The sequence below is a fragment of the Clostridioides sp. ES-S-0049-02 genome (assembly GCF_020658465.1).
In the GTDB taxonomy this organism is placed as follows: Bacteria; Bacillota; Clostridia; order Peptostreptococcales; family Peptostreptococcaceae; genus Clostridioides.
Genome location: NZ_JACVWG010000006.1, coordinates 21,269 through 33,201, shown reverse-complemented (window position 1 = coordinate 33,201; position 11,933 = coordinate 21,269). Strand labels below are relative to the sequence as shown.

At 28.1% G+C, this 11,933-nt stretch carries 10 protein-coding genes; 1 reads left to right on the top strand and 9 read right to left on the bottom strand.

Going from position 1 to position 11,933, the window contains the following annotated elements:
- Nucleotides 1–40: 40 nt before the first annotated feature.
- The 8 genes from IC213_RS13600 to treC all read right to left on the bottom strand — a co-directional run bounded on the left by IC213_RS13600 (nt 41) and on the right by treC (nt 9,195).
- Nucleotides 41–895: a hypothetical protein gene (locus IC213_RS13600; RefSeq protein ID WP_227433341.1), complete on the bottom strand. Its 855-nt coding sequence runs from the start codon at nt 893–895 to the stop codon at nt 41–43.
- A 128-nt stretch (nt 896–1,023) separates the two neighbouring features.
- A complete protein-coding gene (locus tag IC213_RS13595) occupies nt 1,024–2,199 on the bottom strand; it encodes a phosphoribosylaminoimidazolecarboxamide formyltransferase (RefSeq protein WP_227433342.1) in 1,176 nt (391 codons plus the stop codon).
- 98 nt (nt 2,200–2,297) lie between these two features.
- Nucleotides 2,298–3,182 (bottom strand): fumarylacetoacetate hydrolase family protein, encoded by an 885-nt coding sequence (locus IC213_RS13590; RefSeq protein WP_227433343.1) that lies wholly within the window; start codon nt 3,180–3,182, stop codon nt 2,298–2,300.
- A 354-nt stretch (nt 3,183–3,536) separates the two neighbouring features.
- Nucleotides 3,537–4,049, bottom strand: a complete 513-nt coding sequence (locus IC213_RS13585; RefSeq protein WP_227433344.1) for a PTS glucose transporter subunit IIA — start codon at nt 4,047–4,049, stop codon at nt 3,537–3,539.
- A 60-nt stretch (nt 4,050–4,109) separates the two neighbouring features.
- Nucleotides 4,110–4,892: a sulfite exporter TauE/SafE family protein gene (locus tag IC213_RS13580; protein WP_227433345.1), complete on the bottom strand. Its 783-nt coding sequence runs from the start codon at nt 4,890–4,892 to the stop codon at nt 4,110–4,112.
- A gap of 92 nt (nt 4,893–4,984) precedes the next feature.
- A complete protein-coding gene (locus IC213_RS13575; protein ID WP_227863173.1) occupies nt 4,985–6,106 on the bottom strand; it encodes a radical SAM/SPASM domain-containing protein in 1,122 nt (373 codons plus the stop codon).
- A gap of 47 nt (nt 6,107–6,153) precedes the next feature.
- The gene (locus tag IC213_RS13570) at nt 6,154–7,518 is read right to left on the bottom strand and encodes a sulfatase (protein ID WP_227863172.1); all 1,365 of its coding nucleotides are present in this window, start codon (nt 7,516–7,518) and stop codon (nt 6,154–6,156) included.
- An 18-nt stretch (nt 7,519–7,536) separates the two neighbouring features.
- Entirely contained in the window at nt 7,537–9,195 is a 1,659-nt protein-coding gene (gene treC / locus IC213_RS13565; RefSeq protein WP_227863171.1) for an alpha,alpha-phosphotrehalase, read from the bottom strand.
- Nucleotides 9,196–9,476: 281 nt separating this feature from the next.
- Between treC and treB the strand changes: the two genes are divergently transcribed.
- Nucleotides 9,477–10,916 carry a PTS trehalose transporter subunit IIBC gene (gene treB / locus IC213_RS13560; protein WP_227863170.1) on the top strand — a complete coding sequence of 480 codons (1,440 nt, stop codon included), beginning with the start codon at nt 9,477–9,479 and terminating at the stop codon, nt 10,914–10,916.
- A gap of 112 nt (nt 10,917–11,028) precedes the next feature.
- Here treB and treR read toward each other — a convergent pair whose 3' ends face one another.
- Nucleotides 11,029–11,751: a trehalose operon repressor gene (treR, locus tag IC213_RS13555; RefSeq protein ID WP_413927240.1), complete on the bottom strand. Its 723-nt coding sequence runs from the start codon at nt 11,749–11,751 to the stop codon at nt 11,029–11,031.
- Nucleotides 11,752–11,933: the final 182 nt, after the last annotated feature.

The following is an 11,933-nucleotide window of genomic DNA, read 5'->3' as shown; positions in this document are numbered from 1 at the left end:
TTACTTACCGCCCCTCTAAAATTAAACAATTTCATATAATCTAATCATTATATATATCTAGATACAAACAGGATGAATCATCTTTTACTTTAAATCTTGGAACCTTAATTGCTTTATAGTCGTTATCCTCAAAGTCTCTAACTTTATTATGTATATATCCTATACCAAATTTTTCTGCTATACGTATCAATTCTTCTTCTTTTATGAGGTTATACCTATCACATGCACTTGTAAAGCCATCACTTGTTAACATCAATTGAAAATCTTTTTTTATTTCTAAGTATCCATATATTGAATTTTCCACAGCATCCTCATCAAAATCCAATATCCAGTATCCATCTTTGGTATTCTTTTTCAATCTATTGCTTACTATTGTATCCATGACACTTGACTTTATCTCATCAAAAGTCATTTCTTTTAAATTAGAAAACTTACTCATTTCATCAAACACAGCATTATCAAATTTACAGATAGTTCTATCTTTTATGACTTTAGAATCTCCATTTTTAATAAACAAAGCACAATCTCCTAATAAAAAATACTCTACTTTATTTTCATGAAACTTAACAATGACTATAGAACTTGATGGCAAATCTAATTTTTCGACCTTTATTCCATTTAATTTCATCTCATACTCTTTTTTAACTTCTTTTATCCCACTACTGATAATACTCTTTAATGATTCTTCTCTATTCATATTTTTATATAAATACTTATTCCACCACTGAACATACCATCTTGCATCGCTTTCATTTGATACTAAGTTTTTTCCATTGAGCCCTGTCGCACCATCCAAAATCCACGCACCAAATGGGCTTATACCAACTACATCTTCATTAAATTTAGCTGTACCCTGACTACACAATAGGCTATAGTCTCTTATATTTAAAGCCATATCATCCTCCAAATTGAATATCTAAAAATAAAGTTCTATTTAAAATTATACAGCAAATAAAAAAATCTACAACAAAACTTGTTGTAGATTTTTAATTTAATCAGTATTTAATTTATATTCTTTACACTTTAATGATGGAACAATCTATTTTTAGTAAATGCCATAACTATATTGTACTTATTGCAAGTTAATATAACATTATCATCACGAATAGAGCCACCTGGTTGTGCTATAAAACTTACTCCACTTCTTTTAGCACGTTCTATATTATCTCCAAATGGGAAAAATGCATCAGAACCAAGAGCTACTCCTGTTAGAGTTTTAAGCCATGCTCTTTTACCTTCTCCAGTAAGAGGTTCTGGTTTTTCTTCAAAGAAATTTTGCCATATACCATCAGCAAGTACATCCATATAATCATCAGAAAGATATACATCAATAGTATTATCTCTATCTGGACGACCTATATCTTTTTTAAATTTTAAATTTAATACTTTAGGATGTTGGCGAAGATACCAAATATCAGCTTTATTACCTGCAAGTCTAGTACAGTGAATACGTGATTGTTGTCCTGCACCTACTCCTATTACTTGTCCATCTTTAACATAACAAACTGAGTTTGATTGTGTATATTTTAATGTGATAAGAGCTATAATTAAATCACGCTTTGCGTTATCTGTAAAGATTTTATTATCAGTTGGGATATCTTTTAACAGGTCTTCATTTATTAATATTTCATTTCTGCCTTGTTCAAAAGTAATTCCATAAACATCCTTTGTTTCAATAGGTTCAGGAGTATAATTTTCATCAATTTTTACAATATTGTAATTACCTTTACGCTTTCCTTTTAATATTTCAAGAGCCTCATCTGTATATCCTGGGGCTATTACACCATCAGAAACCTCTCTCGCTATAATAGTTGCAGTTTCTTTATCACACACATCTGAAAGTGCTATAAAATCTCCATAAGAAGACATTCTATCTGCCCCTCTTGCCATTGCATAAGCACAAGCTAATGGAGAAAGCTCTAAATCATCAACAAAGTATATTTGCTTTAAAGTATCTGATAAAGGTATACCTACTGCTGCACCTGCTGGACTTACATGTTTAAATGAAGTTGCTGCTGGAAGACCAGTAGCCTCTTTTAATTCTTTTACAAGTTGCCAACTATTAAATGCATCCAAAAAATTTATGTATCCAGGCTTTCCATTTAATACTTCTATAGGAAGTTCTCCATTTTTCATATAAATCTTTGATGGTTTTTGGTTTGGATTACAGCCATACTTTAGTTCTAGTTCTTTTGCCATATACTCATCCCTCTCTATAGTAAATTAATCTTAAATTTGACTAATTCCATATTAATTAAATTATTCGTACTAATAAAATTATATGGCATATTTATCCATTAATCAACTATATTTTTTAAAACTCCTATTCCTTCGACTTTACATTCAACCACATCACCATGTTTTAAATATACTTGAGGATTCATTCCCATAGCAACACCTGCTGGAGTTCCAGTTGAAATTATATCTCCTGGTTTTAGAGTCATTCCTCTTGATAAATCACTTATTACAGTAGGTATATCAAATATAAAATATTTTGTATTAGAATCTTGTCTTACTTCTCCATTTACCACACTACTTATATCCAGTTTTAAAGGATGCTCAAATTCTTCTTTATGTACTATGCAAGGGCCCATAGAGGTATGTGTATCTAAACTTTTTCCTCTATACCACTGCACATGTTTGTCTTGAAGTGCTCTTTCACTTATATCATTCATTATTGTATATCCAAATATATATTCATAGGCATCTTCTTTTGATATATTTATACCTTCTTTTCCTATAATTACTGCCAGCTCTGATTCATAATCCAGCTTTTCTACTAAATCTCCATGCAAACTTATCTTATCATCTACTCCAATTGCCTTATCTGCTCTTTTAGAGAAATAAATTGGATAGTCTGGCATAACTACATTTTTTATAACACCATCTGGAATTTCATTGACATGGTCTTTATAGTTTAGACCTAAACATATAATATCTTTTTTAGGTCTTACAATTGGGGAACATAATTTCACTTCTTCTAACTTATAACACTTTGCATTTTCAAATGAATTGTTTTTTATTTTTTCTAAATCACCTGTAGATACATTTTCAATAAAATCATTCATATCTGTATATAATTTACTTAATCCCAAACTATTAATTTCATATATACTATTTGCTTCTGAGTTAAATACACCTATATTTTCTTCATTGCCAGTACAGAAAGTTACAAATTTCATTTCTATTCCTCCATTCAATAATTTGATTAATAATATTTTATTTTTATTAGTTTATATCAATTGTAATAGATAATATATATATGTCAATATATATTTAAAAATAGAGTTCTAAAAAGTATAACAATTCATAAATATCAGAAATTATTATAAGTAATATAATTAGTAAAAGTAAAATAATTATAAGAATGGAGTTTTAAAAACTTTATTTATGCAGATAAATTTTCTATAAAACACAATAAAAAAAAGGTATCCTTAATAAAATAAGCATACCTACACTCTTTCAATATTATTATATACAGCCATTTTATAGTTATAATATTTTTTATTTAGACAAAACCTCTTGGTAAAACCTATTTACTTATAAACTTTCATTAAATCTTCTCCAATACATATATCTCCAGTTCTTAAAATTTCAACTCTATCTATGTCATAAGAATTGGTTATAACTATAGGAGTTATAACAGATTTAACGCTTTTTTTAATTTTTTCTAAATTAAATCTTATAAGTTTTTGCCCACAGTAAACTTTATCTCCTGCATTTACTAATACTTCAAATCCATCTCCATTCATCTTTACAGTATCTAATCCGATATGTATTAGTATCTCCAAACCATCTTCACTCTTTATGCATATAGCATGTTTAGATGGCAAAAACACTTGAATCACCTCACCATCAACAGGAGAAGATACGACTCCTTCTTGTGGCTCTATAGCAATCCCATCACCTAGCATTTTACTAGAAAAAGCATCATCAGGAACATCAGTTATACTTAATACTTTCCCTGTAAGTGGCGATTGTAATATTCCTTTTATATAATTACTTTTTACTTCTTCATTTTTATTTTTTGAGAATAACTTTTTGAACATATTAAATCTCCTCATTCCAATAATTTAAATTAACTTCTCGTATTATCTACATTATACACTTTAATTCATAAAATATATTACCTGAAATATACTATATATATTTATTCCAGTAATAATTATAGTCATATACGAGAACATATATTTAACTCTTTTGTCATCCATATTTTTACTAATAGAGGAACCTATAATTCCTCCCAACACTGCTCCTATTATCATAAAAGGTAATCCAGATAAATCATATATACCAAACCCTGTATTTATGAAAACTGTAACTAACTTTGAAATATTAGAAAATAAAATAGTTATAATGGAATTAAACGCAGCTTCTTTAACTGATAATCCAAATAATATTGTAAACACGGCCACATTTATAGGACCTCCACCTATTCCTAAAAATGAAGATGTAACCCCTAAAAAAATGCCAACAATAAAATATGTAATGTTAGTATTAAACTTAACATTTAAACTTTTATCTCTATATAAATAAACCATTACTAACAAAATAATCATCATAATATTTTGAGTTATTTTTATTATAGAAGGATTATTTACATATGAAATAGATAAATCTAATAACCTTTGACCTATAGTACCTCCTAATACTGATGCTACACCAATTAAAATAAGTCTAAAGTTTATTTTAAAAAGTTTTGATTTAATTTGTTTATATACAGAAACAATTGCCATCGATAACACAGTAAAAGATGATAACACACTTATAGTTGAAACATCAAATATTCCAATCAAATCTAGTACTGGCTTTATTATTACACCTCCACCAATACCTGTTATAGCTCCTATAGTTGTTGAAAGTACAGCTATTGCAAATAAAATTACATTCATTTAAAACCATCCTAACTAAATTTACTCTGCTCAAAACCCTTTAATTATACATAATTTTTAATCACTTTAACTTAGAATGCTAAATACTAAAATTATTTTGGTATTTGATTTTTATATACTAATACTGATATTTTTTCTAAATCACCAAAAGTAGACATTAAAAATTCTTTATATCCACAGTAATTATTACTAGAATCAATATACATAGAATTTTTCATTCTTTTGCATCCACCACCACATATTTTGTGAAAATTACACTTTAAACAAATACTTTCTTTGTTTATATCTTTATGCAAAAATTCTTGCATTTTAGATTTTCTTAAAATATCCAATAAAGTGTTATCTTTTATATTACCTAAATTAAAGTTATCTAGTACATAAAAATCACATGGATATACACTTCCATCAGCCTCTATTACAAATTGCGGTTGGCATTTCCCAATTATCCCACAGGTACTAGGAATTCCTGTAATTAAAACGGATATAAGATTATCGAACAAATTAATACTTATATAATTTCCTTTATCAAACTCATTTTTCCAAAGCTTAAATATTATTTTATAAAAGTATGCAAAATATTTAGGTTCTAAAGAGTACTCTGACTTAGTTTTACAGTCTAAATCATCTAAACAAGGTATAAATTGTATATACTTCACATTGTTTAATTTTATAAAATTAAAAACCTCTTTTGGATTAAGTGCAATCTGTTTTGTCAAAACACACAGTATGTTAAAGTTTATCTTGTGTGTTTCCAGTAGTTTTTTTGTATTTATTACATCTATATAACTTCCCTTATTATCTGAATATACACGATTTTTATCATGCAAGTCTTCTAGTAAATCTAATGATAATCCTACTAAAAAATTATTTTTCTTTAAGAACTCACACCATTGATTATCAATAAGAGTTCCATTCGTTTGAATAGAGTAGTTTACTGTTATATTTTTTTTTATTTTACTAACGTACTCAATAAAATATTGGAAAAATCTTAATCCAGCTAAAGTAGGCTCTCCACCTTGAAAAGCAAATGTAACTATATCTCCATTATCCAAAATTTCAAATGTATTATTTACTATGTTTTTTATAGTGTCTTTCTGCATAATACCATAGGATTTTACTTCTCTTAAATCACTCACATTTCCATAAAAACAATATCTACATCTCAAATTACATAACGATGAAACAGGTTTAATTAAAACTGATATACTTTTCATTATAAAAGACCTTCTTTATTAAATATTTTTTACTTGTTTAATATTTTCTACTTATCAGATAATAGTCTATAATATTCGTCTCTTCCTGGATAAGCTCTACCCTCTTCTATTTCTGTTTTCCATCTACTTGAGCCTGTTCCTTTTACAGGTCCTTTTAAAAGTGGGTCATTCGTTTCTAACATCCAATTATCAACTTTCTTTCTCAATTCCTCTGCTATATCTTGATAATCTGAATCATTTATTAGATTATTTTCTTCTAGTGGGTCCTTTCTTAAATCATAAAGTTCTTCTTTATCATTAGGAACATAAAATTTATCTCTAACAGCTTTACCTGATAAACTCAAATGTGAATCAACTGTAATATATATTTTAGGCCCATCTTCAAAATTTTTAACATAGTTATATTCATTAGTCCTTATGCCTCTCATTGGTCTATATTGGTCATGCCATGTCATTTCTGTAAAGAATGAGTCTCTACCTATATCTTCATTAGTTTTTAATAAATTGGCAAAACTTTCTCCATCTATATTTTTAGGAATTTCAGCTTCAATTAAATCTAGTATCGTTGGCAATAAATCAACATTACATAATAATGCTTCTTTTTTTACATTTTTTTGAGAGGAATTAGGTAATAAAATTATAAGTGCTGTCTCTAACCCTGCTTCCTTTAACATTCCTTTAGCTCCTGGAAAAGCAACTCCATGGTCTGTTGTCAGTATAACAATTGTATTTTTATCTAATCCTGTTTCTTGTAATTTATTATATATTTTGCCTATTGCCTCATCCAATACTTTTGCTGAACCATTATATAAAGCTATATCTTTTCTTACATCTTCTGTATCGGGTAAAAACTTAAATACCTCTACTTCATCCAATTTATCTGCATAAGGTTTATATTCATCAAAATCTCTATGTGTTTCAAAAAATCCTATATTTAAATAAAATGGTTTTTCCTGATTTTCTTTATATTCCTCTAAAAATTTAACTGCCTCTTTAGCAACCTTAGGAGCTCTATCCCCTGGAACTGCTATAAAATTATCATATCCTAAGTCATAAGTTGAAGAAAATACTCTATCTTTTATTGGTGGTGCTTCATTTATTGTTTCATGGCTTAGTCCTATTAATGTTGTTTCATATCCGTTTTTTTGTAACTCCATAGGAAGTGTTGTATGTTTAGAATCTATACAAAATCCTAGATGTGCAAGTCCCATTAACCCATTATTATGAGGGTATAATCCAGTTAGTATACTTCCTCTACTTGGACTGCATTGAGGTGCTGCACAAAAATAATTATCAAATTGAATTCCTTCTTGAGCTAGTTTATTTATACATGGAGTTTCCACATTATATCCATAGTTACTGAATTTTCTACCACTATCATGAGAAATCATAAGTAAAATATTTGGTTTCATTAATACTACCTCTTTCCATTATTTTTTTATATCCTTACTATAAAATGCTACTGTTTCATAAGGTTTTAACTTTAACTTAGGTTCTAAATCTCGCTTTTCATAGTTCCCTATCAAATATGTAAATGATTTTCCTAAAAATTCCTCACTAATCTCAACTTCAACTTCACAATCAAAGAAGTTGTTAAATACTATTAATCTTTCATTTTCTAAGCCTCTAACATAAGCATAAACCTTATCATTATCTAGTAAAATTCCCTTATAAGAACCTTCAGATATAATATTTAATTGCTTTCTTAAAGATATTAACTTTTGATAGAAGTTAAAAATTGACCCTTCTTTAAGTTCCTTTTCAACATTTATCTCTTTATAATTTTCAGCTATTTTAATCCATGGCTTCCCATTTGTAAAACCTGCATTTAATTTATCTGACCACTGCATAGGTGTACGACTATTATCTCTGGATTTGGACTTTATAATATTCATTATTGTTTCTTTTTCAATTTTATTTTTTAAAAATTCACTATACGCATTATGAGTTTCAACATCTAAATAATCATCTATTCTTTCAAAATTTGGATTTGTCATACCTATTTCTTCACCTTGATATATATATGGTGTTCCTCTTAATAGATGTATTGTAGCAGCTAACATTTTTGATGCTTCAACTCTGTACTCTTCATTACAAAATCTACTAATAGCTCTTGGTTGGTCATGATTATTCCAAAATAGTGCATTCCAGCCACCGCCACTTTCAATCTTTTCTTGCCATTCATTTAAGAGTTTTTTCAACATCATAAAGTCAAAAGGCATATCGCTCCACTTTTCTCCATTTTCATAATCTACTTTTAGATGATAAAAATTAAATGTCATTGAAAGCTCTTTTTCTTTTGGAGAAGAATATAAGATACAATTTTCAATAGTTGTTGAAGACATTTCTCCAACAGTTGTTATGCCCTCAACTCTTCCAAAAGTTTCTTTATTCATTTCTTTAATAAATTCATGGACAATAGGTTTATCTGTATACATTTCTTTTCCTATATTATTTGTAGAGTCTTTCAATTCTTCATCTTTGCCAATTACATTTATTACATCAAACCTAAACCCCTTAACTCCTCTATCTATCCAAAAATTTACAACTTTATATAATTCTTCCCTAACCTCAGGATTACGCCAGTTGAGGTCGGCTTGTGTAACATCATATAAGTGTAAGTAGTACTTATCTGTATCCCCAAATTTTCCCCAAGCATCTCCACCAAATTTAGATTTCCAATTTGTTGGTAGTTGATTATTTTCTTTGCCATCTCTAATGAAGTAGAAATCTTGATACTTTTTATCTCCTGCCAAAGCTTTTTTAAACCATTTATGTTCTGTTGATGTGTGATTTAACACCATATCCAGCATCAACTCTATATTATATTTTTTACTTTCATCCACTAACTTTTCAAAATCCTCCATAGTTCCAAACATAGAATCTATTGATGTATAGTCAGCAATATCATATCCATTATCCCTTTGTGGAGAAACAAAAAATGGGTTAATCCAAATTATATCTACACCTAATTTATATAAATAAGGTAATTTCTCTATAATTCCTTTTAAATCTCCTATCCCATCATTATTAGAATCATTAAATGATTTTGGATATATTTGATAAATAACTTTCTTCTTGAAATCCATACGCAAATTTTTCCTTTCATTTTTGTCTAGACAATTTTTATATTTTTATAATAAACCTTTTTTTTGTTAAAATCAATATTTACTCTAAATAAAAAAATATATTCCCTATACTCCTTCCAAATTTTCTCTTACTTTTCTGATTTTCCAATAATATACAATTTATATTTTAGTAATTAAATTTCAGAAAAATTTAGGATAACGTTGACATAAAAATTTCTCTATGGTATATTATTTTCAAGATTTGTCTATACAACATCACATTCTAAGGGGGAGGTAATTTTATGAGTACATTAAAAGAAAATACATATCATAAAGAGCAGGTTGAACAAATCCTTGAAGCAATTGGGGGAGTAGAGAATATAATATCTGCAACACACTGTATTACTAGATTAAGATTTGCTCTAAATTCAGAAAGTAAAGTTAATGTAAAGCAATTAGAACAAATAGATATAGTGAAAGGAAGCTTTACCTCAAATGGTCAATTTCAAGTTATTATAGGTCCAGGTCTTGTGAATAAAGTTTATGCTACATTAATAGAAATTACGGGGCTTAAGGAAGCAACAAAATCTGAGGTTAAAGAGATTTCTAATAAAAAATTAAATCCACTTCAAAAAGCTATAAAGGTGTTGGCAGATATATTCATTCCTATATTACCTGCTATAGTTGCCTCTGGTTTATTGATGGGTATAAATAATCTACTTGCTAACCCAGGAATTTTCTATGAACAACCCTTTTTAGAAGTTCATAGCAATTGGGCTGGTATATCTAATATGATTAATCTTATAGCAAATACTTCTTTTTCATTTTTACCTGCACTAATAGGTTGGTCAGCCGTTAAAAAGTTTGGAGGAAATCCTGTACTTGGTATTGTATTAGGTCTTATTTTAATTAATCCAGATTTAATGCCTGGTGCACAATACTCTAAAACACCTGAAGCTGTTACTTACTGGAATATATTAGGTTTTAATATTGCTAAAATAGGCTATCAAGGACAAGTAATCCCTGTTTTATGTTCTTCTTATCTTCTAGCAACAATTGAAAAGTTCTTAACTAAAAAAATTCCTGAGATGGTTCAACTTATTTTTGTTGCTCCTCTTACATTATTAATAACTGGTTTCTTAACATTCTCTATCATAGGTCCTATAACAATGTCATTTGCAAACTTAATTACAAGTGGAATTCTTGGATTATTTGAAATTAATGCAGTCCTTGCAGGAGCACTTTTTGGATTCATATTATCTCCATTGGTTATAACAGGAATGCATCACTTATTCTTAGGTATAAATTTACAAATGATAGGTACTTTAGGATTTGCTACATTATGGCCAATACAAGTTATAGCTAGCCTTGGTCAAGGTGCAGCAGCTTTGACAATGTTCTTTATATTAAAAAATAAAAAAATCAAGGGTGTTGCATTAACAGCTTCAATTTCAGCTTGGTTAGGTATTACTGAACCTGCAATATTTGGTATAAACTTACGTTATCGTTTCCCATTCATAGCATCTATGATAGGTGCAGGTATAGCTGGAGGGGTTGTATCTTACTTTAATGTTAAAGCAAGTTCTATAGGTATATCAGGGTTACCAGCGTTTTTATCTATATTTACAGACCAATGGGGTGTTTACTTCTTGGCAATGGGACTTTCTATAGCCATTACTTGTATCCTTACATACATATTCTCAAAGAGCAAATACTTTAATAAAGAATTTATAGAAAATTAAATAATATATGGTCTAATAAAAAAAGAGTGTCTAAATATACTGAAACTCAATCATTAGAATTTTGATTTAACAATTGAGGGTACAGTACAAAAAAGACACTCTTTTTATATAATTAAAGATTTCTTCTTCTTGCAAAATCTACAAATCTAAATGTATCAACTCTATGTCTAGATTCATGATACTGAAATAATCTTGTATCTTCTAAATAAACTTCACTTCGTATCACTACAACATGTGTGTCTGTTCCAACATCTAGCAATATTTTATCTTCTTCTGTAACAGGAGCTACTGTTACTTCTTTATTTGCATAACCTATTTTTAGTTCTAAATTTTTCTCTATATAATTAAATATTGAACTTTGAACCGCTGTTAATGGTATTTCTGGTATTATTTCAGATATAAAGTAATCTTTATCTAAAATAACAGCTTCTCCATTAATTTTTCTAAGCCTTTCAACTGCTATAATCTTAGTTTTTGTATCTATATCTAGTTTTTTACAAATTTCTAAAGGCATAATCTCCTTTTTATTTTTTAGTACACTTATTTCTGTATCTAAATTTTTATTCTTTTGTAATTCATTGAAACTAATCAACCCTGACCCTTCTATTTCAAATTTATTTATATCTAAAACAATAGCCCCTTTACCTTGTTTTTTTTGTATAAACCCCTTCTCTAGTAAAAGCGACTGTGCTTTTCTAATAGTTTCTCTTGATACTCGATATTTTTGAGCAAGCTTTACTTCTGTTGGTAAAAGCTCTCCTACTTCATATACATTATTTCTTATATCTTTCTCTAAATCTAAATATATTTCATAAAATTTCTTCAAGTAAATCACTCTCATTCATAATTAGTTTTAGTTTGTACACTCATCTTATTTTATATAAATATCATATTATTGGCTAACCTGTCAAATAGTCTTCTTAATATTTAAAAAAATAAATTGTATAAGTAATACAATTTATTTCTTACTTGTGATAGAAAATATATTTACATTCAATTTGTATTGTAGCAATTTAT